Below are 25,107 nucleotides of genomic sequence, written 5' to 3'. Positions count from 1 at the left end.
GCCGGTCCCGCACCATCCCATTCCCTCCTGGCAGATCGGACTTCGCCATGAGTTCCAACGTTGCAACCAGCCGGAGCACTGTCAGCCCCCGCACCTGGCGAAAGGTCGGCATCCGGATCATTCCGCTGGTCGGCCTCGCCTACGTGGCGAGCTACATCGACCGCGCCAATGTCGGCTACATCGCCGCCCCGATGTCGCGCGACCTGAACCTCGGCAGCAGCCAGATCGGCCTCGCCGCCGGGCTGTTCTTCATCGGCTACATCCTCGTCGAAGTGCCGAGCAACATGATGCTGAGGCGGTTCGGCGCGCGGAAGTGGATCGCCCGGATCATGATCACCTGGGGCCTGGTCACGGCGGCCACGGCGGCGGTGAACTCGGCGGCGACACTGTTCGTCGCGCGGCTGCTGCTCGGCTTCGCCGAAGCCGGTCTGGCCGCCGGGATCCTGCTCTACCTGACGTTGTGGTTCCCGCGTCGCCAGCGCTCCTGGGCGTTGTCGGCCTTCTTCCTGATGACCCCGGTGTCCTCGATCATCGGCTCCCCGCTGGCCGCCGCGCTGCTCGAGTGGGGGCAGAAACTGTTCGGCATCGCGGGCTGGCGGGCGCTGTTCCTCGTCGAGGGTGCGCTGACGGTCGTGGTCAGCATCCTGATCTTCGTCTTCCTGCCGGACCGGCCGGGGAAGGCACGCTGGCTCGACGACGAGGAGAAGGCCGCCATCGAGGCCACCCTGGCCGCCGAAGCCGACGAGCATCGCGCCCGCGGGGCGCTCACCGGGCTGCGCCAGGCGCTGACCAGCGGCCGGGTCTGGGTGATGGCCGTGACCTGGTTCGCGATCGCGTTCGGGCTCTATCCGCTGCAGTTCTTCCTGCCGGCGATGATCAGGTCCATCACGCACAGCATCGGTGGCGCGGGCGACGTCAGCAGCGTGCTGCTGTCCGCGATCCCCTACGCGGTGGCGTTGGTCGCCCTGCTCGTGTGGGCTCGCTTCGCCGCCCGGCAGTCAGCGGTCACGGCCACGGTCGTGCCGATGGCCCTCGGGGTGGTGGGGCTGCTCATCGCGACGTTCGCCAGCAGCGGCACGCTCTTCGTCGTCGCGGTCTGCCTGAGTGTCGCCGGGATCCTTACCGCGATGCCCCAGTTCTGGCGGATCCCGGCGATCGGCCTGACCGGCGCGGCCGCCGCCTCCGGCATCGCGCTGATCAACTCTGTGAGCAACCTCAGCGGGTTCATCGGACCCTACTTCACCGGGGCCATCGCGTCCGCGACCGGCAGTTTCACCTATGCGCTGCTGGCGATCGCGATCATCATGGCAGCCGGAATGGCCGCCCTGCTCACCACGGGGCGCCGGATGGAACGACTGGACGGGAGCATTTCATGACCACCGCACTGATCATCGGCGACATCCAGCGAGGTATCACGGGCAACTACCCGTTCGCCAGGCAGATCGTGCCGCCGCTCACCGAACTGCTGCCGCGCGCCCGCGCGGCCGGTTCTCTCGTCGTGTTCGTGCACTTCGCCTTCCGGCGCAACGGGGCCGACCTGCCGCCGGACAACGCGCTGTTGAAGACGTTCTACGAAGCCGGGGACGCCTTCCATGAGGGCTCGGCCGGAACCGAGATCGATCTGCCGGTCGGCGACGAGGACGTCGTCGTGCTGAAACGCCGCGCCAGCGCGTTCGCCGGCACAGATCTCGATCTTGTGCTCCGCGCCCGCGGCGTCGACACGGTCGCGATCGCCGGCGTCGCGACCAGCGCGATGGTGGCTGCGACGTGCTACGACGCGGCCGATCGCGGCTACCACGTGACCGTGCTGCGTGACGGGTGCGCCGACGGCGATCCGGCCATGCATGACTTCTTCATGGACGCGGTCTTCCCCAGCCGGGGCTTCGAAGTCGTGTCCTGCGCCGGCTGGCCGGGAGGGACTGCGTGAACGCCACTTTGCTGGATCGGCTCCGCGCCGAACTCGAGCAACGCCGGGCCACCGCCGGGCTGCGCCGCGACCTCGTGGTCTCGGGCGCACAGGGGCCGACACTCGGGGTGGGCGGCGAGCCGCTCGTGAACTTCGCCTCCAACGACTACCTGGGGCTCGCCGGCGACCCGGAAGTCCTCGACTCGGCTCAGGAAGCGTTGCGGGACCTGGGGCTCGGGGTGGCAGCCGGCCGGGTACTCTGCGGCACGCGGACAGTCCACAGTGAACTCGAAGCAGGCATTGCCGAGCTGGTCGGAGCCGAGGACGCCGTGCTTTACAGCTCGTGCTTCGACGCGAATCTCGGCGTCTTCGACGCCCTGCTCGGCCCGGATGACGTAATCCTCAGCGACGCGCTCAACCACGCCAGCCTGATCGACGGCATCCGTCTGGCGCAGGCCCGGCGGCGCGTCTTCGCCCACGCGGACCTCGACGAGCTCGAACGTTGCCTCGCCGACAGCGTGGAGGCCCGGCACCGGCTGATCGTCACCGACGGCGTCTTCAGCATGGATGGCGACGTCGTTGCGCTGCCCCAGGTTTCCGAACTCGCGCGGCGCTACGACGCGGCGCTGCTGGTCGACGACTCGCACGCCACGGGTGTGCTGGGCGCGACCGGTGCGGGCACCGCCGAGCACTTCGGGCTGAAAGGCCGCATCGACGTGCTGACGGGGACGCTCGGGAAGGCGCTGGGCGGCGGGGCCGGCGGCTTCGTGGCCGGATCCCGTGCGGTCGTGGAGACGCTGCGTCAGGTGTCGCGTCCCTACATCTTCACCAACGCGATGGTTCCCGCGCTGGCCGTGGCGGCGCTGACCGCGATCCGCATCGCACGGGGTCGTCCCGAGCTACGGGAACGCTTGGCTGCCAACACTTCCTGGCTCCGTGGGGAGCTGCGCGACCTCGGCTACGAGGTGCTGCCCGGCGAGCACCCGATCATTCCCGTGATGTTGCGCGGCGGCACGCTGGCCCGTGACGTGGCCGCGGCGCTGCGCCGGGAGGGCGTTCTCGTTTTCGCGCTTTCGCATCCGGTCGTCCCGGCCGGTGAGGAGCGGATCCGGGTGCAGGTCTCGGCGTCGCACACGGCCGAGCACCTCGAACGCGCGGCGGCCGCCTTCGGGCGCGTGCGCACCGTTTTGGCGGGCTCGTGAGCACCGCCGAGGGGTTCCGGGCGCCCATGAGCGCCGACAGCCGTGAACTGGAGGGCCGGGTAGCGGTCGTGACCGGTGGCGCGAGCGGCATGGGCCTGGCTGTCGTGCATGCCCTGGCCTGCCGGGGAGCGACCGTCGCGGTGTTCGATCTCGCCGCGCCCGATCCCTGCGAGCTGGCGGCCACGCTGTCGATGGGGGAGGACCGCGTCTCCTCGGTCGCGGTGGATGTCACGGACGCAGGCCAGGTCGACCGTGCGTTCGCCTCGCTGCCGGGAGGGCGCCTCGACATCCTGGTCAACGCCGCGGGCATCGCACCGCCGACCGCGTTCGAGGACATCACCGAGGCCGAGTGGAACCGCGTGCTCGCGGTCAGCGTGCATGGGACATTCCTGTGCTGTCAGCGAGCGCTTCCCGCGATGCGCGACGGCCGCTGGGGCTGCATCGTCAACTTTTCCTCCACCGCGGGCAAAACCATCAGCACCGCCGGCGGCGCGCACTACACGACGGCGAAGCACGGCGTCCTCGGGCTCACCCGGCACTTGGCGAAGGCCTACGGGCCCGACGGGGTCACGGTGAACGCCGTCTGCCCGGGCCTCATCGACACGCCGATGGCCCGCGGCCTGCTGCCGGAAGCGGCGCTCGAACGCGCTACCCGGTCGTTCCCGGTGCCCCGCGTGGGGCAGCCCTGGGAGGTCGCCGAGCTCGTCGCGTTCCTGGCCTCCGACCGCGCGGCCTACATCACGGGTGCGGCCGTCGACATCAACGGCGGCGACCTGATCGTCTGACGCGAAACACCGCCGCCAGAACCGAAAACCCCACGAGAAGGTGAGCTTTTCCGTGAGCACAGGGAAAATCAGAACGGTCCAGCACCGAATCAACGGCCGCGAGACCACCGGCGAGTCGAGGCGCACCGCCCCGGTGTGGAATCCCGCAACAGGCGAGCGCCAGGCCAACGTGCTACTGGCCGAGCCCGCCGACGTCGACGCCGCGGTGCAGGCGGCGCGCGCCGCCCTGCCGGACTGGGCGGACACCTCCGTCATGCGCCGGTCGCGGTTGATGTTCGCCTTTCGCAACCTCGTCGAGAAGCACCTCGACGACCTCGCACGGATCGTCTCCGCCGAGCACGGCAAGGTCCTCGAGGACGCCAAGGGCGAACTCATCCGCGGCCTGGAGGTGATCGACTTCGCCTGCGGTATTCCGCATCTGCTCAAGGGCGAATACTCCGACCAGGTGTCGACCGATGTCGACCTGTTCTCGTTTCGCCAGCCACTCGGCGTTTGCGCCGGGATCACGCCGTTCAACTTCCCCGCGATGGTCCCGATGTGGATGCACCCGATCGCGATCGCGACCGGCAACACGTTCGTGCTCAAGCCCTCCGAGCGCGACCCGTCGGCGTCCAACTTCGTCGCCGAGCTCTACGCCGAAGCCGGCCTGCCCGATGGTGTCTTCAATGTCGTCCACGGCGACAAGGTCGCGGTCGATGCGATCCTCGACCACCCGGACATCGCGGCGGTGTCGTTCGTCGGCTCGACGCCGATCGCGCAATACGTCCACGAGCGCGGGACCGCGAGCGGCAAGCGCGTGCAGGCGCTCGGTGGCGCCAAGAACCACGCCGTCGTGCTGCCCGATGCCGACCTCGACCACGCCGCCGACCATCTGATCGCGGCCGGGTACGGCTCGGCGGGGCAGCGCTGTATGGCGATCTCGGTCGCCGTCGCGGTCGGCGACGTGGCCGAACCACTCGTCAAGCTCGTGCGCGAGAAGGCGCAGGCGATCAAGGTGGGGCCCGGGCTGGAGGCCGGGTCCGAGATGGGCCCGGTCGTGTCGCTGGAGGCGCTCGAGCGGGTCAGGGCCTACATCGGTTCCGGCGTCGACGCGGGCGCCGAACTCGTGGTCGACGGGCGCGAACTCGACATCCAGGGCAAGGGCTTCTTCGTCGGTCCGACGTTGTTCGACCACGTAACGCCCGAGATGGACGTCTACCGTGACGAGATCTTCGGCCCGGTGCTCGTTGTCGTGCGCGTCGATTCGCTCGAGGAAGCGATCGACCTCATCAACGACAACAGCTGGGCCAACGGCACGGCGATCTTCACCTCCAGCGGCCAGGCGGCCCGCCGCTTCCAGCGCGCTGTGCAGGTCGGGATGATCGGCATCAACGTCCCGATCCCGGTGCCCATGGCGTTCTACTCGTTCGGCGGCTGGAAGCAGTCGCTGTTCGGCGCCCATCACATCCACGGACCCGAGGGCGTCGCCTTCTACACGCGCGCGAAGGCCGTCACCAGTCGCTGGCCCGAGGAGACCAAGGGCGGCCCGCACCACCGCAGCCACCTGCACTTCCCGACGGCCGTCTGACCGGAAGGCGTCCCCCGGACCGCATCACGCCGGATCCGGGGGACTTTCCGGTGTGGCGGCGCTAACTGGGCGGGAGTGACGCCGCAGGCAGTTCGATGTGTGCCCTGCTCACGGATGTGCTCTTCGCCAGAACCTGGAGCACGTCGCGACGCACGCGCTCGCACCGCGTGCGCATCGCGTCCTGGGTGCCATCCGCATCCCGGGCGCGCAGTCGCTCGAAGATGGTCTCGAGTTCTCCGGGCGGGCTCGCGATGTCTGGAGCGATCAACGCGGCCATCCGCAGAACCCGCTCCAGTTCGTCGAGCACGTCGACGATCGCCTTGCCGAGACGGTTGTTGCCGCTGAGGTTGGCGATGATGCCCTCGAACTCGATCCCAGCCTGCAGCGACTCCTCTTGTTCCACTTCGCCCGCTGCGAGCGCGAAAGGCACCTTGGACAGTACTTCGAGCCGCTCGAGCGCCGCCGCCGTGACGCCAAGGCGCGCCGCGGCGGCGGCCGCCTCACCGGACAGGAGCGTCCGCAAGGCGCAGAGATCGTCGGTGTCCTGGAGCGTGACCGGGCTGACGATGTAGCCCGCGCGCGGAAGCGCGGTCACGAGCCCGTCGCGCCTCAACCGCGCGAGCGCCTCGCGCACCGGCGTCTTGCTGATGCGCCATTGCTGCGCGAGCGATGTCTCGGTGAAGCTGCTGCCGGGCGGTAGCGTCAGGTCGATGATCTGGCGCCTGATCGCCCGGTAGGCCTGGCTGGTGCGGTCGAGACCGGTCTCGTCCTTGCCGACCAACAGCAGCGCGGGGATATGCGGCGTGCCTGTGACCACGCTATGGATATCTGACACCCCGTCAGGATACCAACGCAAAGCGTTGATACAGCAGAACACTCGAATTAGAAGGCTAAGAGATACTAATCCTTGTTGCTGATATCTCAGTGTGGCATGCTTTTCCCATGCCGCGATGCACCTCGAATTCTTGGGTCCTCCCCGCCTCGAACGACCTCCCGGCTCTGGGCGCGATGAGCACGCGCGACCGCGCGGCGCGGAGCGCACGCGAGGGCGTGCGGATCCTTCCGCTCGTAGGAGCCCCGATCCTTCCCATGCCCGAGCACGTGAGGCGGGCGGTCGCGCAGGCAATGGACCAGCCCGACCCGCGTGACAGCCGCGGCCTCCCTGAACTCCGGGCGGTGATCGCCGCCGAACTGGAGCGCGAGCACGGCTTGCGCATCGATCCCGAGCGCCGCCTCCTGATCACCCACGGTGCGATGCAAGGCCTCTCCCTCGTATTGCGCACGGTGCTCGCTCGAGGCGACGAGGTGATCGTGCCGACCCCCACGTACTTCTTCGACGGTGCCATCCGTGAGGCCGGCGCGACCCCCGCCTACGTCCCGTCCCGCGAGGGCGATGGCTGGGCACTCGACCTCGCCGGCATCGAGGTCGCCGTCACGCCTCACAGCCGCGCCATACTCCTGTGCAACCCGAACAACCCGACGGGCTACCTGCCCGACGCCGCGACCGTCACGGCCGTCGTCGAGATCGCCGCGCGCCACGGGCTACTCGTCATTTCCGACGACTCATGGCAGCACTTCACGTTCGACGGTCGTCAGTACCACCCGGTGGAGGCCCTCGCGGATCGCTGGCCGCACCTGGTCACCGTCACCAGCCTCAGCAAGTACTACGCGCTCGCGAGCTGGCGGCTCGGCTACGTCCTGGCGCCGCCGCAGATCCTCGACGCGATCGAGCGCCGTTTCCAGTGGGAGGCGGTGTGCTGCGGAGTGGTTCCGCAACGGGCCGCGGTCGCCGCCCTCACCGGGCCTCGCGATTGGCTCGACCAGGCGCTTTCCACCTACCAGGCGAAGCGCGACCTCGTATGCGACGGCATCGCCGCGATCGGCCTCACCGAGCCCGTGCGACCCGCGGCCGGCGCCTTCCTACTCGTTGACTGCTCCCGTCTCGGCGACACGCCGGCCGCCATCGACCGCGCACTTCTGCGGAATGGCATCGCGACTGTACGCGGCGCTGACATGCACGCCCCCGACACGCATGTCCGCCTCACATTCGGCTCGGACGAGCAAGTGCTCCGCGAGTTGGTCCAAAACCTTAGGCAGGCCTGTCAAGAGTCCTAGCGGCGGGGACGCGGAAAATCCTGTCATCAGGATTTGGGGCCGAATTTCGCTTCAAGGATGAAATAGGTCGCCAAGCAAGATAGAGCCCGGTGGGGACTGACCGACGAACGGCGGTTGACGGGGCGGATATACGCGAGTGTGCTGGGCCCGTGAGAAAACGCCGTCTCGCCCTGTTCGGGCTCGCTTTCACTGTCGTAGCGGTAGCCGGGACCGTGCCGGCCACCGCGATGGCCGCACCAGCCACCCCCGTCGCCGGCGAGAACGCCTGGCCGGCGACGGTGAACCTCGATACCGCGACCATTCCCGATTTGCAGCGATTGATGGACCAGGGGCGGCTGACCTCGGTCCAGCTGACCAATAAATACCTCGATCGCATTCGCACCGTCGACCCGCTGCTGCACTCGGTGTTGTTCGTCGACAAGACTGCGGTCGCGCAGGCGGCCGCAAGCGACGTGCGGCGGCGCAAACACCAGTCGCTCGGCCCGCTCGACGGAATTCCGGTGTTGCTCAAGGACAACATCGACACCGCGGCGATGCCGACCACGGCGGGTTCTCGCGCGCTGCTGCCGCAGCCGCCTTCCAGCGACGCGGTGCTGGTATCGCACCTGCGTGCATCCGGCGCGGTGTTGCTGGGCAAGACCAACCTGTCGGAGTGGGCCAACTTCCGCTCCACCCACTCGACATCCGGCTGGTCCGGCGTCGGTGGGCAGACCAACAACCCCTATGTGCTGGACCGGAACCCGTGCGGTTCCTCGTCGGGCTCCGGGGCGGCGGTGGCCGCGTCACTGGCCCAGGTGGCGATAGGCACCGAGACGGACGGCTCGATCGTGTGCCCTTCGGGCGCGAACGGGGTGGCCGGGATCAAACCGACGCTCGGCCTGATCAGCGGGCAGGGGGTCGTGCCGATCTCCGCCGAACAGGACACCGCCGGGCCGATCGCACGGCATGTGGTGGACCTGGACATCACGCTGGCCGCGCTCAGCGGTGCGCCGGTGCCGGCGGGCGCCGCGGTCGACCGGGACGGCCTGCGCGGCAAGCGGATCGGGGTGTGGCGGATGCTCGGCCTCGACCCCGCCGTGGACAAGGTCGTCCAGTCCACAGTAGACACGCTTACCGAAGCAGGGGCCACCGTGGTCGAGGTGGACCTGCCCTTCCAGGACCAGATCGGCGCGGCCGAGACACCGGCGCTGCTGGCCGAGTTCCACCACGACATCGATGCCTATCTCGCCACCCGGCCCGGCGTTCCGCACGATCTGGCGGGGCTGATCCGGTTCAACCAGCAGGATCTGGTCGAGCTGTCGAAGTTCGGCCAGGAACTTTTCGAGCAGGCGCTGGCGGCGCCGCCGCTGACCGATCCCACCTACCAGCAGCAGCGTGCCACCGCGACCAGCCTGGCTCGCAGGTCCATCGACCAGACGCTGGCGGCCGATCATCTGGACGCCATCGTCGCACCCACCAACGGGCCCGCGTGGAAGACCGACTACGTCGCCGGTGACCAGGTCTCGGTGGGTTCCTCCACCCCGGCCGCGGTGGCCGGCTACCCCGACGTCACGGTCCCGGCCGGGTTCTCCGGGCCGCTGCCGATCGGGATGTCCTTCATGGCAGGCAAATTCGCCGATGGGAAGCTACTGGCGCTGGCCCAGGCCTTCGAGAACATCGCCGCCGCCCGCCGTCCGCCGACCTTCCTGCCAACCTTGCCCAACTGACAGGAAACCGAACAGCGCGTCGCTCCACATCGGACAGTGGACGACGGAACACGACCAGCGCGCCACAGCGCGGCCGGGTTCATGCGGCGGATTCGATGACGTCGTCCGCCCGGCCGATGAACCAGCAGTAGCCGTCGGGGTCCCGGCGGGCGATGTCGCCGGTGAGGCCCGCGACGATCCTCCATCGGAGTCCCCTCAATGGAGGGCTGTAGGTAACCGCACGGGATGGCCAAAGTCCGTGGAATCCGGGTCGGCCAGCCCACGACCCGGCCACGCGCGATCGATAGCGTCAGTTCGACAGGTCTCGTCGACCAGATGGCTCGGGAAGGAGGCTCGATGCACGAGAAGCCTTGTCGCGTCGATTATTGAGAAGGCACATCTCGACGGCTGAGCATCCGCCGGGGAGACGCCAACGGGAACTGAGAAGATGACAGCCCTGCATACCGATCTGTACGAGATCCGGATGGCGGTCAGCTACCTGCGACGCGGGATGACCGAGCCCGCCACGTTCAGCCTGTTCGCCCGTGACCTGCCGCACGACCGGGGATTCCTGGTGTGTGCCGGGCTCGCCGACTGCCTCGACTTCCTGGCCCGGTTCCATTTCGACGACGACGAACTGGACTATCTGCGTGAGGAACTCGAGCTGGGAGAGCGCGATCTGGAAGCCTTGGCGCGGCTGTGTTTCGAGGGCGACGTCTGGGCGGTTCCGGAAGGGCATGTGGTGTTCGCGAACGAGCCGCTGATCGAGGTGACCGCATCCTTGCCGCAGTCACAGTTGGTGGAAACGACGTTGCTGAACTTCCTGACCTTCCAGACCGCGGTGGCGACCAAGGCGGCCCGCTGCCGAATCGCCGCGGACGGGGCCGAGCTGGTGGATTTCTCGGCCCGTCGCACGCATGGCGTGCATGCCGCCTTCGCGGCCGCGCGGGTTTCGGCGATGGTGGGGTTCGCGGGAACGAGCCATGTGGCGGCCGCGAGCCGGTTCGGATTGCGCCCGGTGGGCACGATGGCGCATTCCTACGTGGAGGCGTTCCCCAGCGAACGCGCGGCATTTCGGGCGTTCGCCGAAGATTTCCCCGACGCGACGGTGTTCCTCGTCGACACCTACGACACGGTCAACGGTGTGCGCACGGCGGCTGACCTCGCGAAGACGCTGCATCTGCCTAGCGCGCGGGTCGGCGTGCGGCTCGATTCCGGTGATCTCGACGCGCTCTCCCGCGTGACCCGAAAGATCCTGGACGACGCGGGCCTGCCCGAGGCGCGCATCATGGCCAGCGGCGGGCTCGACGAGCACGCGATCTTGCGCCTGGTCAGGGCAGGCGCACCGATCGATTCCTACGGAGTCGGCACGAAGATGGGCGTCTCCGCGGACGCGCCATCGCTGGACACCGCCTACAAACTCGTCGAGTACGCGGGCAGGCCGGTCATGAAAACGTCACCGGGCAAGGCCACCCTCCCGGGCGCGAAACAGGTTTACCGTAACGGATCCGCGGGCCCGGACGTACTCACCCGGCGCGCCGAGCAGGCACCCCACGATTCCTTGCCGCTCCTGGTACCGGTCATGCGGGCCGGTGAACGAGTCGGAAGTGGACACGAATTCGCCGACGCCCGCGCGCGTTTCGAACACGACCTCGCCTGGCTGCCCGAAGCTGCGAAGCGACTGCGCGTACCGGAGCCGATCGGCGTCCAGAGATCCGCACAGCTGGATGAATTGGCGGAGCGAACGGCCAAGGCATTCAGAAGCCGGGAAGCAGCCGGATGGCGGTGACCCGGGCAGCACCGCCCTCACGAAGCTCAGGCTCAGGCACCGGCTTGGGCATCAAGCAGGTGCCTGGCTGCGCAATTCGGTGCACACCACGCCCGGCACGCACTTGGCCAGCAGAGCGATCACCCGCCGCTCGGCTTCGTCGTCGAATTCGCCGCTGACGACGGCCACACCGTCGGTGACGTGCACGTGCCACCGGTCGCGGTCGCCGGCGTAGTCGGCCAGCACGGACCGCAACTGTGCCTCGATGGCGTCGTCGTGCCGGACGAGCGGCCGCAGCAGGTCCCGGCGGCTCACGATCCCGACCAGCACCCCATCCTTGACCACCGGCACGCTCCGTAACCGGTCGGTGAGCATATGGCGCGCGATCTGGTCGACGTCGGTGTCCATCGGCACCACCTTGACCGGGCTGGTCATGAACGCCTCGACCACGTCTTCGAGGTGCTCACCGCACCGCAGGGCGTCGGCTTCGGTGAAAATGCCGACCACCTGGTTGTCGGCGTTGACCACGGGCAGGGCGGCGACCCCATGCCGGATCAGCAGCGCGGACGCCTCCCGCACCAGAGTCGACAGGTTTACCCGTACGACCGGCTTGCTCATGATCTCCCACGCATGCATTGCGGTGCACCTCACCCGTCGGTCCCACGTAGCGGCGTGTCCAACGTCGTTCGAACGTAGGGCCGCCGCGATGCGATGGGCAGGGGCGTCCGTCACGATGGGGAAGGACTTTCGTATTCACAGCGTCGCGGCGTGGTCGGGCACGTAGTTCCCGGGGTTCTTCTCCGGTCGCCGGTAGCCGCTGGCCGGTGGTCGTTGCGGCAGCCGCAGCGCCGGTGGTGGCACTCCATGATACGGGAGGCTGTCCAGCAGGTGGGCGATCATGTTGATCCGGGCTCGGCGCTTGTCGTCACTGTCCACAATCGACCACGGTGCCTCCGGGATGTCCGTGTAGAGAATCATCTCGTCCTTGGCCCGGGAGTAATCGTCCCAGTGGTCGATCGAGGCGACATCCACAGAGGACAGTTTCCACCGGCGCACCGGGTCGTCCAGCCGGGCGCGGATACGCCGTTCCTGTTCGGCGGCACTGACCGAGAACCAGTACTTGCGCAACAGGATCCCGTCCTCGACCAGCATCCGTTCGAAGATCGGGCACTGATGCAGGAACCGACGGTGCTCGTCCGGAGTGCAGAACCCCATCACCCATTCGACTCCGGCGCGGTTGTACCAGCTGCGGTCCATCAGGACGATTTCCCCGGCCGCGGGCAGGTGCTCGACGTACCGCTGGAAATACCACTGCGTTCGCTCGCGCTCCCCGGGCTGCGGGAGTGCCACGATCCGGGCCACCCTGGGATTGAGGTACTCGGTGAGGCGTTTGATCGTGCTGCCCTTGCCGGCGGCGTCCCGGCCCTCGAACACGACGATCAGCCGCTGCGCCTCGGCGCGAACCCATTCCTGCAGCTTGACCAGTTCGGTTTGCAGCCGGAACAGCTCCCGCTGGTAGGTCTTGCGTGGCAGCTTGCGCGCCATTACCGCGTTCCCAGACTCTCCGGGCACACGATCATCGCCGGGCCGCGCCGTCAACGCCGGCCATGATCGCACCATCCGGGACACGGTCCAGGCTTCGCACGACTCAACGCTAGGAACGTGGCCGGACGCCCACGGCGGGAATTGGTCACCAACGGTCGGGACTTCCGGCCCTCGTGCTTGCACGGTCGCCGTTGGGGTTCCTTGCCGACTCAGGTCCGAAGCGGGGGCAGGAACGCCTCGGCCAGGCTGCGCCGAGCCGGCGGCGACGTCCCCATGATGGTCCGTTATGGACGATCGTCCCGGTGGGGAGAGCCCTTCCGCACTAGCCAGGGCCGAGGTCAGGACACACGATGATCTCATGTGGGTACGGGAGACCAACAGCGAGTTCGCCGCGGACCGCGGCCATCTCGGTCGGTAGTGCATCGGCGACCAAAAGTGACGAGCCTGCGACGAAGTCCCGATCGACGCTCCCCGGCGGTGCGGCTGGTTTTGCTCGGCGTCGGAGCGATGAACTCTCCGCGATTTCACCCCGCGGGGTTGCTGGTGGCATGGCGCGGTCATCGCGTCATGCTGGACGGCGGCGGGACCGCCGACCCCGGCGCGCCGTTGGATGCTTGGCTGGTCTGCGACGAAGACGCGGAACTGATGCCGGTCATCCGGCGGCGCGCCGGCGGCCTCGCGGTGGCCGCGGCCGTGAGATCGTACGACGGCGATGGCGTGCGGCTGTGGCCCTTGGCGGTGCGGCATACGTCGCATCCGACCGTCGGTTATCTCATCGAGGTGACCGGGCGGAGGGCAGTGTGGGCACCGGAATACTGGATGTTCCCGGACTGGGCCGCCCAAGCCGACCTGATGTTCGCGGACGCGGCCGGGTGGGACCGACCGATTCGCTTCGCCGGTGGCGTCGGAGGCCACGCCTGCGTTGGGGATTCCGCCGAGGCGGCACGCCATGCAGGCGTGCGGCGCCTGGTGTTCGCGCATATCGGCCGGCCCAGTATCCGGGCGATCGACCGGGGTGAATGCCCGTCGTTCGGGGAATGGGGTCGTGAAGGGGCGACATACCGGCTACCCGCAAGGCGGGTCAGGCCGTGCGCGGGATGAGAAACTCCGCACCCGCGTCAGCGGCGCGATGATCTTCGCTGGGACCAAGGACCTCCTTGGGGCAAGGTCTCGCGCCCGCGGATGCCGGTATGGTCCTATCTGCAGGGGGCTGACGGGAGGTGGCGTCGCATGTTTTTCGCCGTCGTTGGTTGCGTGCTTGCTGCCTTGCTTGCCGTCGCGGTCGTTGTCGATTTGCGTGATCGACGCACCGGGGGACAGCAGAAGATGCGGATGCCGGGTTGGCTCGAACGCAGGGCCCGCGGCCAGATGGCCGCGCGTCCGCCATTCTGGGGTTTCGCCGATTACCGACCCAAAACACCTCGAGAGCGAGAAGACGAAGAGCACAATCCGGCCGCCCGCTCCGACGACGACCCCAGGCGAGGCTGATGGGCTCACTCCCGTAACACATCGTTCGTGGCTCGCGCGTTCGCAAGCTTGCGCCACGCCGTCTCCTGGCATGCCGCATGGTGACATGGGTTCGCGACCGCCTGCCCGCACCCGCGTGTGCGTGGCGAAATCACGTCCACGCGGGAGTGACATCGATGTCGGGACAAGATTCGGTTTGGTCAAAAAGAAGTTACCGGCCGGGCACTATTCCGGCTGATGGCTTGCCTGTTTTCGGAGAAGGACTGGGCAATTCGACGGCGGACGGGTACTGTTCGCCGCGAACCGAATCCGATTCTGACCAGGTCCGGCGTCACCGGGCCGCACTGCAACGAGGCGGTGGTCGCGGGCATGGTCGATCGCGCTCCATTGTTGCGCGCTGAGGAACTTTCTGTCTCATTCGGCGGCCTGCGGGTGCTGGACAAGGTCTCGGTCGAGGTGGCGCCCGGCGCCGTGCTTGGCGTGATCGGCCCCAACGGGGCGGGCAAGACCACCCTGTTCAACACTCTGTGCGGGTTCGTTCGGCCCGAATCCGGCTCCATAGTCTTCGACGGGCGGCCGCTGCGACGCCACCGGCCCCACCAGTTGACCCGGCTCGGGATCGCCCGCACCCTGCAGGGACTGGGCCTGTTCGCCGGTCTGAGCGTGCTGGACAACGTGATCGCCGGCGCGAGCCACCGGTCGCGCACCGGACTGGTCGCGGCGTTGCTGGCCGCGCCGTGGGCGGAGCGGCGTGAGGCCAGGTTGCGTGAGGAGGCCGTGGCGGTACTGGAAACACTCGGCATCGCCGGAGAAGCGGGCCGGGTGTGCGCCAGTCTTCCTTATGGGATAAGGAAACGCGTCGCACTCGCACGGGCGCTGATGAGCCGTCCCCGGCTGCTCATGCTCGACGAGCCTGCGGCCGGGCTGTCCGAAACGGAAACCGCCGAACTGGCCGGGATCGTGCGCGGACTGCGCGAGCACACCACGGTCATGCTCGTCGAGCACCACATGGATTTCGTGATGAACCTGTGTGATCGGTTGGTGGTGCTGGACTTCGGCGAGGTGATCGCCCGTGGCACGCCGGACGAGGTCCGCGCCGACCCCGTGGTGCAGCGTGCCTACCTCGGTGAACGGGTCGAGGTGACCGATGCTTGAGATCACCGGCCTGGTCGCCGCGTATGGGCCGGTTCGCGCCCTGAACGGCATCGATCTCAGCGTGGGCCAGGGCGCGATCACCGCGGTGCTGGGCGCCAACGGCGCGGGAAAGACGACATTGCTGCGGACGATCAGTGGGCTGCTGTCACCCGCGGCGGGCACCGTACGGCTGGCGGGCCGGGACATCACGGGCGGTAAGCCGGAGGACCTGGTCCGGCTCGGCATGGCCCACGTGCCGGAGGGCCGGGGCGTCATCGTCGAGTTGACCGTCGAGGAGAACCTCCGCCTCGGCGGCCTGTGGCGGCGTGATCGCGCCTGGCTCAGAACCGGCACCACCGCGATGTTCGATCTCTTCCCACCGTTGGCGCGGCGCCGCCACCGGCGGGCGGAAACCCTTTCCGGCGGTGAGCGGCAGATGCTTGCGATCGGGCGGGCACTGATGAGCAAGCCACGCCTGTTGCTGTTGGACGAGCCGTCGCTGGGGCTGGCTCCCCGCACGGCCGCGCAGATCGTCGCCACGCTGCGCACCCTGCGGACCGAGAGCGGGCTCACCTTGTTGCTGGTGGAACAGAACGCCGCCACCGCGCTGTCGATCGCGGACCGCGCCGTGGTGCTGAACCTCGGTCGCAAGGTCGCCGACGACGAAGCCGCGAGTCTGGCCGCCGACGACCGGGTCCGACGCGCCTACCTGGAGATGTGATGGGCCGCTTTCTCGATCTGACTCTGGCCGGGCTGACCAGCGGCGCGGTCTACGCCGCGGTGGCACTGGCGTTGGTGCTGATCTGGCGCTCCACCCGGATCGTGAACTTCGCGCAGGGCGGCATGTTGATGATCACCACGTTCCTGGCTTACACGGTGGTGAGCCATGGCGGCTCGTACTGGCTGGCGTTGCTGGTCGCGGTGGTCAGTGGGCTGGTCCTGGGCGCGCTGGTGGAGCGGTTGCTGGTGCGTCCGGTGGAGAAGCGGCCGCCGCTGGACGCGGTCGTGGTGACCTTCGGCCTGCTCGTGTTGTTGCAGGGGCTGGCCGGCATGCTTTTCGGTGGCACCCCGAGGTCCTATCCACCGGCGTTCGGCATCGCCGGGTTCCGGCTCGCCGGTCACCAGCTTCTGTTCTCTCCCAACGACTTGTGGGTGGTCCTGGTGGTGCTCGGCGGCATGGCCGTGCTGGCGGTGGTGTTCCGGCGCACCTCGCTCGGCCTGCGGATGCGCTCGGCCGCGTTCGCGCCGGAGGTCGCTCGGCTGCTCGGCGTGCGTGTCGGGCCGATGCTCACGCTGGGCTGGGCACTGGCCGCGGTCGTCGGCGCCGTGGCGGGGGTGCTGATCGCGCCGAGCACGTTCGTCAGCCCCACGGGCTTTGACGCGGTGCTCGTGTTCGGGTTCACCGCAGCGGTGATCGGCGGACTGGACAGCCCGCCGGGCGCGGTGGCCGGGGGACTGATCCTCGGCGTGGTGCTGAGTTACGTGGCGGGATACCTCGGCTCGGACATCGTCACGTTCGGAGCCCTGGTCGTGCTGATCGTGGTGCTCATGGTGCGTCCCAGCGGCTTGTTCGGCGCGGCTACCGGGCGGCGGGTATGACGAAGGCCGCGACCACCGAGGGCACCGCGAAACCGCCGAAGGCCTTGCTGCGGATCTGGCGGCAGTCCACGTTGCTTCGCCACCTGTTCTGGGCGCTGCTCGGGCTGGTCGGCTACTACCTGCTGTCGGTTTCGCTCGACGCGTTCGCGAACCTGCAACTCGCGCAGATCTCCTACCTGGCGATCGCGACGGCCGGGCTGACCGTGCTGTCCGGCCTGAGTGGACAGATTTCGCTCGGGCACGGCGCGTTCGTGGCGGTGGGCGCGTACTCGGCGGCACTGTTGCTGGGAAAGCAAACCTCGCTCGGTGTCGTGCTGATCGCCGCCACCGTGATCACCGGTGCGCTGGGCGCGCTGGTCGGTGTGGCCGCGGCGCGATTACGCGGCCCCTACCTCGCGGGCGCGACCCTCGCGCTTGCGGTCGGGCTGCCCTCACTGGCGGACTATCACGGGCTGCGGGATGTCCTGGGCGGCGCCAACGGGCTGATCGTGACGCCGCAACCGCCGCCGCTTTCGCTGGGTGAGTCGTTCCCGTTGGAACGCTGGCAGGCCTGGATCGGCGGGTTGTGTCTGATCATAACCCTGTTCCTGCTGGCGAATCTGGTGCGCAGCCGGTTCGGGCAGAACATGCGGTTCGTCCGCGAGAACGAGGAAGCGGCGGCGCTGTCCGGCGTGCCTGTGGCACGGACGCAGATTCTGGCGTTCTGCGTCAGCGCTGCCTGCGCGGGGCTCGCGGGCGGCTTGTTCGCGATGGTCAACAATCTGGCCGCCCCAGGCGCGTTCACGCTGACCCTTTCGCTGTCCCTGCTGACGGCGGCCGTGCTGGGCGGGCTCGGCAGTCTGGCCGGTGCGGTGTACGGGGCGGTGTTGGTAACGCTGCTGCCGAACTGGTCCACCAACCTGGCGCAAGCGGCGAACCTGCCGCGTGACGTCTACGCCAATGTGCCGCTGATCCTCTATGGCGTGGTGCTGATCGTGGTGATCGTGCTCTTTCCCGGCGGCATCCAGGCGGGTGTGGTGCGGGTGGGACGCCTTCTCCGTACGGCTGTTCAACGATGAATAACGGTAAGGGAGAGATCATGGCCGTGCCCGGAAACTGGCCCATTCTCAAGCACAGGAGTACCACGGTCACCTTGACCGCGGCCTTGGCACTGGCGCTGAGCGCCTGCGCGGGAAGCGGTGGCGGCGGGAGTACTCCGGGGATCACCGACTCGACGGTGACGATCGGTGGCACGCTCCCGTTGACCGGTACCGCGGCTCCGGGGTACAGCGAGCAGGGCCCGGCGGCGAAGGCGTTCTTCGATTACGTGAACGCGAACGGCGGGGTCAACGGTCGCCAGATCACCTTCAAGTACCTCGACGACGCCTACAACCCGGCGAACACGGTGACACTGACCAAGCAACTGGTGTTGCAGGACAACGTGTTCGCCATGCTGGGTTCGCTCGGCACGCCGACCCACACCAAGGTGGTCGACTTCCTGAACAGCTCGCGGGTGCCGGACCTCTTCGTCGCCTCGGGGTGCACCTGCTGGGACCAGCCGCAGCAGCATCCCTACACCTACGGGTGGCAGCCCGACTACACGGTCGAGGGCAAGATTCTCGGTGACTACGTCAAGAAGAACCTCGCCGGGAAGAAGGTCGCCTATTTCTACCAGGACGACGACTTCGGCCATGACGGGATGAAGGGGCTCGACAAGTACATCGACCCCGCTTCGGTGGTCACCCGGCAGCCGTACCAGCCGGGCAACACCGACATCGCGCCGCAGGTCTCGGCGATCGCCCGCTCGGGCGCGGACGTCGTGGTGCTCGAAACCATTCCGGCTTACACCGCGCTGTTCAAGCTCGGCGCGCTGAAACTCGGTTACAACCCGCAGCTGGTCGTTTCGAGCGTGGGCGCGGACCCGACCACGGTTTCCGGGCTTCTGGAGAACTTCGCGAAGCAGGCCGGAACCGCGGTCAACGGCGCGGATCTCATCGAGGGCCTGGTCACCAGCGCGTATCTCCCCGCGACCAGTGATCTGAGCAATTCCTGGACCGCGCTGTTCAAGAAGATCCACGATCAGTACATTCCGAACGTCCCGTTCGACGGCAACGTCGTTTACGCGATGGCATACGCCTATACCTTCGTGCAAGCCTTGCAAGCGGCGGGAAAGACGCCGACCCGGCAGGGACTGATCGACGGACTGAACAAGGGCGGGTTCACCGGCCCGGGACTGGTGCCGTTCCGGTACAGCGCGGCCTCGCACGCCGGGTACACGGGCGGGCAGATCGCCACGATCCACGGCGGCCAGCAGGTGTTCTCCGGCACGGCCTTGACCACGGACGACGGCGACGGACCGATCGTGCCCTACACGGTCACGCCGCCGCCCGCCCCGGCGAACGGGCTTCCTCCGGCCTGACTACCTGCCCATGAGGCCGGCTGCTGGGGCGAGTTGCCGCTGAAGGCGTCCGCGGATGATCATCTCGGCGTCTTCCACGATCGTGCGGACGACCGTTTCGCAGCTCTCCACGCTGTCGATGAGGCCCTGGGCCTGACCAGCCCACCACATCCCGCCCTCGACGTCGCCCTCACGAAGCACCCGTTGCCTGCCCCGTTTCCCCGAGGCGAGCTGGGCGACCTCGGCGAACGTGGCGCCAGGTCGCGCGCCTGTGCGGGCGATGTCCTCCGAGACCGAGTTCCGCGCCACCCGGGCGGTGTTGCCGAACTCCCGGAAGACGATCTGCGTGCCACGTTCGTCGTTGGCGACGATCTGCGCCTTCACGTTCGGATGGATCGGGGCCTCGTGGGTTGCTTCGAACCGGGTGCCCATGTTGATCGCGCACGCTCCCAATGCCAGGGCGGCGACGAGGCCGCCGCCGGTGGCGAAGCCACCCGAGGCGATGATCGGGATGCGCAGCCTGCGCGCCGCCGCCGGGATCAGGACGAGGCCTCCTACGTCGTCCTGGCCGGGATGCCCGGCACACTCGAACCCGTCGATGCTGACGGCATCGACGCCGAGGGCCTCGGCTTTGAGCGCGTGCCGGACAGCTACCGCCTTGTGCACGACCTTCACCCCGGCCTCCTTGAACGCGGGCAGGTGCGGTGCGGGGTTGCTGCCGGCCGTCTCCACGACTTTCACACCCGAGTCGATGATGACTGCCCGGTATTCGTCGTAGGGCACCGGCTCGATGGTGGGAAGGATGGTGAGGTTGACGCCGAACGGCTTGTCGGTCAGCTCACGGCAGCGCGCGATCTCCCGCGCGAGCGCCTCCGGGGTGGGCTGAGTCAGTGCGCTGAGGAAGCCCAGCGCACCGGCGTTCGCGACGGCCGAGATCAGCTCCGCGGTCCCCACCGCGAGCATTCCGCCGCACACGATGGGGTGCTCGACCCCGAACATCTCCGTGAACTCGTTGTCGAAACTCATGTCACTCCTGATGGGAGAACTGGGAAGCGGGTGCGCGGAAGTTTTCAGAGGCGCCGCGAGATGACCAGGCGCATGATGTCCGAGGTGCCCTCTTCGATCTCCTCGAGCTTGGCGTCGCGCATCCACTGCTCGACGGGATATTCGCGCGAGTAACCCCAGCCACCCAGGGTCTGCACGGCGCCCCAGGTCACCGCCATCGCGGTCTCCGAGGCCTGAAGCTTGGCCATGGCGGCGAGCTTGGTGGCGTCGGCCCCGGCGTCCAGCTGCCGCGCTGCGTGCAGGGTGAGCAGCCACGCGGACTCGATACGGGTGGCCATGTCGGCCAGCCGGAACGCGACGGACTGGTGCTCGATGATCGGTTTGCCGAACTGGGTCCGCTCGCGGGCGTACTGCAGTGCGTATTCGTAGGCCGCCCGCGCCGATCCGGTCGCCGCGGCGGCCAGCACGATGCGTGAGATGTCGAAGGTCTTCATCAAGCCGTGGAAGCCTTGCCCCTCGTCGCCGAGGCGGTCGGATTCTCCGACGAAGACGTCGTCGAAGAAGATCTCGCGGCAGACGATGGCGCGCTGGCCCATCTTGCGCATGGGCTCGCCGAAGGTCATCCCTTCCGCGCCCTTACGCAGCAGGAAGGCGGTGACTCCCGAGGATCGCTGGGCGGGGTCGGTCTTGGCGAAGACCACGTACTGGTCGGCCAGGCCCGCGTTGGAGATCCATGCCTTCTGGCCCCTGATCGAGTAGCCACCGTCGACGCGGGTCGCGGTCGTGGTGATGGACGCGGCGTCCGAGCCCGCTCCTGGTTCGGTCGTCGCCAGCGCGGTGTAGAGCGGGTTCGGCCCCGCAAGGGGACGCAGCCACTCCTCCTGCTGCTGCTCGGTGCCCAGTTCCAGCAGCGGGTCGGCGAAGAAACCGTTCGAGCACACGAAGTTGCCGATTCCCGGGTCGCCCCAGCACAGCTGCTCCTGGACCAGACACTGGGTCACGACATCGGTGAATCCGCCACCGCCGTACTGCTCGGGCAACATGAAGTCGGTGATGCCGACCTTGGCGGCCGCCTGGAAGATATCCAGCGGCGATTCGACGTCACGCTCGTCGACTTCGCGGCCCCGGGGCCGGATCTCCTTCGTGGCGAACTCTCGGCACAGCTCGACGATCGCCCGCTGCTCATCGGTCAGCGGCCAGGGTTCAGTGGACGTGCTCACGCGATTTCTCCTCTTTCTTCGTGATTCCCCGATGGCCGTTCACCCCGGAGGCTGCTGGTGTGGAACGGGTGACAACGAGTGCGTCTACAGCGAGGGCACCGTCGGGTCCGACCCGGATCGGGTTCACCTCGATGTCGTCCACACCGGGGTTGCTCGCGATCGCTTCGGACAGGATGACGATCGCGTCGATCAGCGCCTCGATGTCGGCTGGCGGCTGCCCTCGCCAGCCGTCGAGCAACTGACGCGACCGCAACCGGTCGAGCATTCCGGCCGCCGTGCGCCGGTCGACCGGTGCCAGCTCGACGGACACGTCTCGCCAGAGCTCGGCCTGGACCCCGCCGTAGCCCACGGCCACCGTGGGACCGAAGTCACGGTCCTGGCGAGCGCCGATCAGCATCTCGACGACACCTCGCCGAGTGTCCTGCTCCTCGACGACGTAGTTCCCCGGGCCGAGCCGCTCGGACATCTCGTTGAACGCCGCCACGGCGGTGTCCCGGCTCAGTCCGGTCCTGATGGCTTCGTGTTCGCTCTTGTGCTCGATCCAGTCGGCCTTGAGCACCAGCGGCGGTTGCAGGGACCCGCAGGCCGCCGCGAGCTCGCCGGCGTCGGTGGCTCGTCTCGCCTGGGGCATCGCGATGCCTTGTGCCAGCAGGAACTGTCGAGCCGACCAGTAGCCGGATGCCGGGGCAGCTGTGGCGATTCGCGTCGTCGCCAGGCCACGGCCGGGATTCCCGCTCAGCCGGACCGCTCGGCCCAGCGTGCCGAGGGTGGCGTCGATGGTGTCGAAGGCCGGGATGCGGTGCTCCCACATGCGAGCGACCGCGGGCGAGGCCGCGCTCATGCTGTGCACGACCAAGGGCACGTGCGCGTTGCCGGTCTGCCGGCCGAGACGATCGATGACGGCGAGCTCGGCGCTGGAGATGCTCGGGGAGTCTTCGCCGTAGCAGCCGAGGTATCCCGACATGACGATCGAGTCGACCTCACCGGAGGCGGCCAGCAGTTCGACGACCTTCGCATAGACCTCGAGATCCGCTTCCCCCGCGCCCGCGAGGTCGATCGGATTGGACACCGCCGCCGTGGCGGGGAGCAGGGCAGAAAGACGGGTTTGCAGCCGGCCGGTGAAGACCGGGGTAAGGAGTCCCTGGGACGCGGCGATGTCGGTGGCGATCCCGCCCTGACCGCCGCTGTCGCTGACGATGGCCACACGGCGTCCGCTTGGTGGTGCGGTTGCGTCGAGGACGCGGGCCAAGTCGACGAGTTCGCGCGGCGTCGAGACGCGGAGGGCTCCCGCGGCGCGGCACGCTGCGTCGACGACGTCGAGTGCCGAGGTCATCGACCCGGTGTGGGATCGCGCGAGCCGGCGGCTGCCTTCGCTGGCGCCGGTGGTGAGCACCAGCGCGTGCTTGCCGGCGAGGCGGAGGTCCTTCAATGCCTTGGTGATGCGTGCTCCGTTGGCGAAGCTTTCCAGATAGAGCGCCACCGTCGTGGTGTACTCGTCGTCGATGAGCGATTCGAGTACGTCGGCCGCCCCCAGATCGAGCTGGTTTCCGATCGAGTAGAACCGCGACACGCCCAATCCGGCTCGTGCGCCGAGGCCGGCGATCTCGGAGCCGAGCTGACCGCTCTGCGAGACGATCGCGAGACTCCCGGGAGTGAAGTTTCCCCAGGCGAGCCGGAGGTTCGTGGCACCGTTGAACAGCCCCAGGCTGTTCGGCCCGATCATCCGTGCGCCTGCCCGGCTCAGCATCGCGGCGAGCTCGTCCTCGTCGGCGCCGAGCCCCGCGGTGATCCCCAGGAACGCGCGGCATCCCTTCGCGAGCGCGTCCCGGACAACCGATCGGACGTGCTCGGCCGGCACGCACAGCACGACGAGGGCGGGGGTGCCCGGCAAATCGCTCACCGCCGGGTAGCACGGGTGGCCGAGGACCTGCCTGGCGCGGCGGTTGACCAACCACACCTTCCGTCGATCGGCTCCCGCGAGGGCTCCGGTGGCGAGCCAGTAGCCCCATTTGGCGTGGTCCTCGGTGGCGCCGACGACGGCGACGGACGACGGGTCGGTGAAGGCCTGGGGAAATGACACGGATGGCCTCCTGGATTCCGGGATAGCGGGGGACTCTGCCGGGTCGGGTTGATCGATGCTCTCGAGCGGGTCAGGCATGTGGGTTCGCCGCCGTGTAGACGAGCCGCTTGTTCACGAACTCGCTCATTCCGGCCGGGCCCAGTTCCCGGCCGAAGCCGGAACGCTTGACGCCGCCGAACGGCAGTTCGGGTCCGTCTCCGGACGGGGTGTTGACGTTTGCCATACCGATCTCCAATCGCTCCGCGACGCGGCGCGCCCGCTCGGGATCGGTGCTGAAGACGGCTCCACCGAGCCCGTACGCGGAGGAATTGGCCAATTCGACCGCGTGATCGTCGTGCAGCACGCGATAGACGACGGCCACCGGCCCGAACAGCTCTTCGTGGTAGGCACGCATCCCCTCGGTGACACCCACCAGGACGGCGGGGGTGTAGCGAGCCGACCCGTCCTGCGCCAGGACACCACCGGCCAGCAGGCGCGCGCCCTTGGCGATGGCATCGTCGACCTGGGCGGCGAGGTGCTCCGCCGCCGCGCGGGAGGCCAGCGGGGGGTGCGCGGTGTCCTCGACAGCCTCGGCCTTGGCCACGAGCGCGGCCACGAACTCGTCGTAGATTTCGTCCATCACGATCATGCGTTTGTTCGAATTGCAGGCCTGCCCGTTGTTGTGGATCCGCGTCTGCCACGCCAGGTCCGCCATGGCGGGCACATCCGCGGAGTCGAGCACGATGAACGGGTCCGAGCCGCCGAGTTCGAGCACGCATTTCTTCAGGTGGCGCCCGGCTGCCGCGGCGACGACCGAACCCGCGCGTTCGGATCCCGTCAGCGACACGCCCTGGACCCGCGGATCCGCGATGATGGTTTCGACCTGCTCGTGGGTGGCGAACACGTTGAGGTAGGCCCCGTGGGGCAGGCCGGCGTCGAGCATGACCTGCTCGAGCGCGCGGGCGGTGCGCGGGACCGACTCGGCGTGCTTGATGATCACGGTGTTGCCCAGCACGAGATTCGGAACCACGAACCGCGCGACCTGGTAGCACGGATAGTTCCACGGCATGACGCCAAGCAGGGGCCCGATCGGGCGGTGCTGCACGATCGCGCGGCCTTCACCGCGGGTCGGAAGTTCCTCGTCCGCAAGCAGTCCACGGCCTTCGTCGACGTAGTAATCGAAGATCGACGCGCAGTACTCGATCTCCTCGACCCCTTCGGCGGCAGGCTTGCCCATCTCCAGCCGCATCGTCTCGGCCAGTTCGTGCGCGCGGTCGAGCAACCTGGCCCCGGCTCGGCGGATGAGATCCGTGCGCTCGGCGAGGGCGCGGTCTCGCCAGTCGAGGTACGCCGACCGCGAGGTAGCCAGGATCTCACCGACCTCGGCATCGGTGGCGTATGGGAAGGACTCGACCAGCTCACCGGTCGCGGGATCGACGACCTGATAGGCGGGCTGTGTCGGGTGTGGCAGGGGCATGAGCAATCAACCTCACGGTGCGGACCAGAAGCGGCGGTTTGATAATTGACCCGTCAGTTAATCGACGCCGTACGAACAGTCTGAGTGCGTTGCCACACGTTGTCAATGGGCCGGCCGAGCGCAGTCCGGGCCGGCCGGCGAGGAGGGGCCGCAGGGCGCTGGTGCGTCGACGAGCCCCGCTGCGCCCTCCGGGCGG

Annotated in this window: 23 protein-coding genes; 15 read left to right on the top strand and 8 right to left on the bottom strand. The window is 68.3% G+C overall.

The window, feature by feature from the left end; translation table 11 throughout:
- Nucleotides 1–47: 47 nt before the first annotated feature.
- The 5 genes from A3CU_RS0138815 to A3CU_RS0138795 all read left to right on the top strand — a co-directional run bounded on the left by A3CU_RS0138815 (nucleotide 48) and on the right by A3CU_RS0138795 (nucleotide 5,460).
- Complete coding sequence (locus tag A3CU_RS0138815; protein WP_027946774.1) at nucleotides 48–1,376, top strand: MFS transporter; 1,329 nt, start codon at nucleotides 48–50, stop codon at nucleotides 1,374–1,376.
- Nucleotides 1,373–1,927 (top strand): cysteine hydrolase family protein, encoded by a 555-nt coding sequence (locus tag A3CU_RS0138810; RefSeq protein ID WP_027946773.1) that lies wholly within the window; start codon nucleotides 1,373–1,375, stop codon nucleotides 1,925–1,927. The genes A3CU_RS0138815 and A3CU_RS0138810 overlap by 4 nt, the downstream gene beginning before the upstream one ends.
- On the top strand, nucleotides 1,924–3,108 hold the full coding sequence (locus A3CU_RS0138805) for a glycine C-acetyltransferase (RefSeq protein ID WP_027946772.1): 1,185 nt from the start codon (nucleotides 1,924–1,926) through the stop codon (nucleotides 3,106–3,108). Before A3CU_RS0138810 ends, A3CU_RS0138805 begins: the two co-directional genes overlap by 4 nt.
- Nucleotides 3,109–3,134: 26 nt before the next feature.
- Nucleotides 3,135–3,893: an SDR family NAD(P)-dependent oxidoreductase gene (locus tag A3CU_RS0138800; protein ID WP_245617527.1), complete on the top strand. Its 759-nt coding sequence runs from the start codon at nucleotides 3,135–3,137 to the stop codon at nucleotides 3,891–3,893.
- A gap of 67 nt (nucleotides 3,894–3,960) precedes the next feature.
- On the top strand, nucleotides 3,961–5,460 hold the full coding sequence (locus A3CU_RS0138795) for a CoA-acylating methylmalonate-semialdehyde dehydrogenase (protein WP_027946770.1): 1,500 nt from the start codon (nucleotides 3,961–3,963) through the stop codon (nucleotides 5,458–5,460).
- A 61-nt stretch (nucleotides 5,461–5,521) separates the two neighbouring features.
- Here the strand turns inward: A3CU_RS0138795 and A3CU_RS0138790 are convergent, their stop codons facing one another.
- The gene (locus A3CU_RS0138790; protein ID WP_027946769.1) at nucleotides 5,522–6,295 is read right to left on the bottom strand and encodes a GntR family transcriptional regulator; all 774 of its coding nucleotides are present in this window, start codon (nucleotides 6,293–6,295) and stop codon (nucleotides 5,522–5,524) included.
- Nucleotides 6,296–6,549: 254 nt separating this feature from the next.
- Between A3CU_RS0138790 and A3CU_RS0138785 the strand changes: the two genes are divergently transcribed.
- Both A3CU_RS0138785 and A3CU_RS0138780 read left to right on the top strand, forming a co-directional pair.
- Nucleotides 6,550–7,575 carry a pyridoxal phosphate-dependent aminotransferase gene (locus A3CU_RS0138785; protein WP_245617526.1) on the top strand — a complete coding sequence of 342 codons (1,026 nt, stop codon included), beginning with the start codon at nucleotides 6,550–6,552 and terminating at the stop codon, nucleotides 7,573–7,575.
- 227 nt (nucleotides 7,576–7,802) lie between these two features.
- Nucleotides 7,803–9,281, top strand: a complete 1,479-nt coding sequence (locus tag A3CU_RS0138780; protein ID WP_052372990.1) for an amidase — start codon at nucleotides 7,803–7,805, stop codon at nucleotides 9,279–9,281.
- A gap of 79 nt (nucleotides 9,282–9,360) precedes the next feature.
- Here A3CU_RS0138780 and A3CU_RS53200 read toward each other — a convergent pair whose 3' ends face one another.
- Nucleotides 9,361–9,480: an AMP-binding protein gene (locus tag A3CU_RS53200; RefSeq protein ID WP_245617525.1), complete on the bottom strand. Its 120-nt coding sequence runs from the start codon at nucleotides 9,478–9,480 to the stop codon at nucleotides 9,361–9,363.
- A 228-nt stretch (nucleotides 9,481–9,708) separates the two neighbouring features.
- Here A3CU_RS53200 and A3CU_RS0138770 point away from each other — a divergent pair, with 228 nt between their 5' ends.
- Nucleotides 9,709–11,049, top strand: coding sequence for a nicotinate phosphoribosyltransferase (locus A3CU_RS0138770; protein WP_027946766.1), 1,341 nt, complete (start codon nucleotides 9,709–9,711; stop codon nucleotides 11,047–11,049).
- A gap of 51 nt (nucleotides 11,050–11,100) precedes the next feature.
- Here A3CU_RS0138770 and A3CU_RS0138765 read toward each other — a convergent pair whose 3' ends face one another.
- Together A3CU_RS0138765 and ppk2 are read right to left on the bottom strand one after the other, a co-directional pair.
- Entirely contained in the window at nucleotides 11,101–11,664 is a 564-nt protein-coding gene (locus A3CU_RS0138765) for a CBS domain-containing protein (protein WP_027946765.1), read from the bottom strand.
- 117 nt (nucleotides 11,665–11,781) lie between these two features.
- Nucleotides 11,782–12,573 carry a polyphosphate kinase 2 gene (ppk2, locus tag A3CU_RS0138760; protein ID WP_027946764.1) on the bottom strand — a complete coding sequence of 264 codons (792 nt, stop codon included), beginning with the start codon at nucleotides 12,571–12,573 and terminating at the stop codon, nucleotides 11,782–11,784.
- 477 nt (nucleotides 12,574–13,050) lie between these two features.
- On the opposite strand from ppk2, the gene A3CU_RS0138755 reads away from it, so the two are divergent.
- From A3CU_RS0138755 to A3CU_RS0138730, 7 genes are all read left to right on the top strand, one after another.
- On the top strand, nucleotides 13,051–13,674 hold the full coding sequence (locus A3CU_RS0138755) for an MBL fold metallo-hydrolase (RefSeq protein WP_027946763.1): 624 nt from the start codon (nucleotides 13,051–13,053) through the stop codon (nucleotides 13,672–13,674).
- A gap of 129 nt (nucleotides 13,675–13,803) precedes the next feature.
- A complete protein-coding gene (locus A3CU_RS53195; RefSeq protein WP_156960776.1) occupies nucleotides 13,804–14,061 on the top strand; it encodes a hypothetical protein in 258 nt (85 codons plus the stop codon).
- Nucleotides 14,062–14,409: 348 nt separating this feature from the next.
- Nucleotides 14,410–15,195, top strand: a complete 786-nt coding sequence (locus tag A3CU_RS0138750) for an ABC transporter ATP-binding protein (protein WP_027946762.1) — start codon at nucleotides 14,410–14,412, stop codon at nucleotides 15,193–15,195.
- The gene (locus A3CU_RS0138745) at nucleotides 15,188–15,895 is read left to right on the top strand and encodes an ABC transporter ATP-binding protein (protein WP_027946761.1); all 708 of its coding nucleotides are present in this window, start codon (nucleotides 15,188–15,190) and stop codon (nucleotides 15,893–15,895) included. The genes A3CU_RS0138750 and A3CU_RS0138745 overlap by 8 nt, the downstream gene beginning before the upstream one ends.
- On the top strand, nucleotides 15,895–16,773 hold the full coding sequence (locus A3CU_RS0138740; protein WP_027946760.1) for a branched-chain amino acid ABC transporter permease: 879 nt from the start codon (nucleotides 15,895–15,897) through the stop codon (nucleotides 16,771–16,773). Before A3CU_RS0138745 ends, A3CU_RS0138740 begins: the two co-directional genes overlap by 1 nt.
- Entirely contained in the window at nucleotides 16,770–17,831 is a 1,062-nt protein-coding gene (locus tag A3CU_RS48835) for a branched-chain amino acid ABC transporter permease (protein WP_084144179.1), read from the top strand. Before A3CU_RS0138740 ends, A3CU_RS48835 begins: the two co-directional genes overlap by 4 nt.
- A 20-nt stretch (nucleotides 17,832–17,851) precedes the next feature.
- Nucleotides 17,852–19,171 carry an ABC transporter substrate-binding protein gene (locus tag A3CU_RS0138730; RefSeq protein ID WP_052372921.1) on the top strand — a complete coding sequence of 440 codons (1,320 nt, stop codon included), beginning with the start codon at nucleotides 17,852–17,854 and terminating at the stop codon, nucleotides 19,169–19,171.
- On the opposite strand, the gene A3CU_RS0138725 is transcribed toward A3CU_RS0138730, so the two are convergent.
- The 4 genes from A3CU_RS0138725 to A3CU_RS0138710 all read right to left on the bottom strand — a co-directional run bounded on the left by A3CU_RS0138725 (nucleotide 19,172) and on the right by A3CU_RS0138710 (nucleotide 24,911).
- Complete coding sequence (locus tag A3CU_RS0138725) at nucleotides 19,172–20,188, bottom strand: NAD(P)H-dependent flavin oxidoreductase (RefSeq protein ID WP_483756965.1); 1,017 nt, start codon at nucleotides 20,186–20,188, stop codon at nucleotides 19,172–19,174. It abuts the gene before it with no gap.
- A 32-nt stretch (nucleotides 20,189–20,220) separates the two neighbouring features.
- Nucleotides 20,221–21,375 (bottom strand): acyl-CoA dehydrogenase family protein, encoded by a 1,155-nt coding sequence (locus A3CU_RS0138720; protein WP_027946757.1) that lies wholly within the window; start codon nucleotides 21,373–21,375, stop codon nucleotides 20,221–20,223.
- Entirely contained in the window at nucleotides 21,359–23,455 is a 2,097-nt protein-coding gene (locus tag A3CU_RS48830) for an acetate--CoA ligase family protein (RefSeq protein ID WP_043844052.1), read from the bottom strand. Before A3CU_RS48830 ends, A3CU_RS0138720 begins: the two co-directional genes overlap by 17 nt.
- 70 nt (nucleotides 23,456–23,525) lie before the next feature.
- On the bottom strand, nucleotides 23,526–24,911 hold the full coding sequence (locus tag A3CU_RS0138710) for an NAD-dependent succinate-semialdehyde dehydrogenase (RefSeq protein ID WP_027946756.1): 1,386 nt from the start codon (nucleotides 24,909–24,911) through the stop codon (nucleotides 23,526–23,528).
- Nucleotides 24,912–25,107 lie beyond the last annotated feature (196 nt).

Source organism: Amycolatopsis taiwanensis DSM 45107, assembly GCF_000519205.1.
GTDB lineage: Bacteria > Actinomycetota > Actinomycetes > Mycobacteriales > Pseudonocardiaceae > Amycolatopsis_E > Amycolatopsis_E taiwanensis.
The sequence above is the reverse complement of the archived record's forward strand: the minus strand, read 5'-3'. Positions and strand labels throughout refer to the sequence as shown.

Excerpts from the sequence above, each read along its gene's own strand:
- A3CU_RS0138815 (WP_027946774.1), top strand. The coding sequence starts at position 48 with ATGAGTTCCAACGTTGCAACCAGCCGGAGCACTGTCAGCCCCCGCACC.
- A3CU_RS0138810 (WP_027946773.1), top strand. The coding sequence starts at position 1,373 with ATGACCACCGCACTGATCATCGGCGACATCCAGCGAGGTATCACGGGC.
- A3CU_RS0138800 (WP_245617527.1), top strand. The coding sequence starts at position 3,135 with ATGAGCGCCGACAGCCGTGAACTGGAGGGCCGGGTAGCGGTCGTGACC.
- A3CU_RS0138785 (WP_245617526.1), top strand. The coding sequence starts at position 6,550 with ATGCCCGAGCACGTGAGGCGGGCGGTCGCGCAGGCAATGGACCAGCCC.
- A3CU_RS0138780 (WP_052372990.1), top strand. The coding sequence starts at position 7,803 with ATGGCCGCACCAGCCACCCCCGTCGCCGGCGAGAACGCCTGGCCGGCG.
- A3CU_RS0138770 (WP_027946766.1), top strand. The coding sequence starts at position 9,709 with ATGACAGCCCTGCATACCGATCTGTACGAGATCCGGATGGCGGTCAGC.
- A3CU_RS0138765 (WP_027946765.1), bottom strand. The coding sequence starts at position 11,664 with ATGCATGCGTGGGAGATCATGAGCAAGCCGGTCGTACGGGTAAACCTG.
- ppk2 (WP_027946764.1), bottom strand. The coding sequence starts at position 12,573 with ATGGCGCGCAAGCTGCCACGCAAGACCTACCAGCGGGAGCTGTTCCGG.
- A3CU_RS53195 (WP_156960776.1), top strand. The coding sequence starts at position 13,804 with ATGTTTTTCGCCGTCGTTGGTTGCGTGCTTGCTGCCTTGCTTGCCGTC.
- A3CU_RS0138750 (WP_027946762.1), top strand. The coding sequence starts at position 14,410 with ATGGTCGATCGCGCTCCATTGTTGCGCGCTGAGGAACTTTCTGTCTCA.
- A3CU_RS0138745 (WP_027946761.1), top strand. The coding sequence starts at position 15,188 with ATGCTTGAGATCACCGGCCTGGTCGCCGCGTATGGGCCGGTTCGCGCC.
- A3CU_RS0138740 (WP_027946760.1), top strand. The coding sequence starts at position 15,895 with ATGGGCCGCTTTCTCGATCTGACTCTGGCCGGGCTGACCAGCGGCGCG.
- A3CU_RS48835 (WP_084144179.1), top strand. The coding sequence starts at position 16,770 with ATGACGAAGGCCGCGACCACCGAGGGCACCGCGAAACCGCCGAAGGCC.
- A3CU_RS0138730 (WP_052372921.1), top strand. The coding sequence starts at position 17,852 with ATGGCCGTGCCCGGAAACTGGCCCATTCTCAAGCACAGGAGTACCACG.
- A3CU_RS0138710 (WP_027946756.1), bottom strand. The coding sequence starts at position 24,911 with ATGCCCCTGCCACACCCGACACAGCCCGCCTATCAGGTCGTCGATCCC.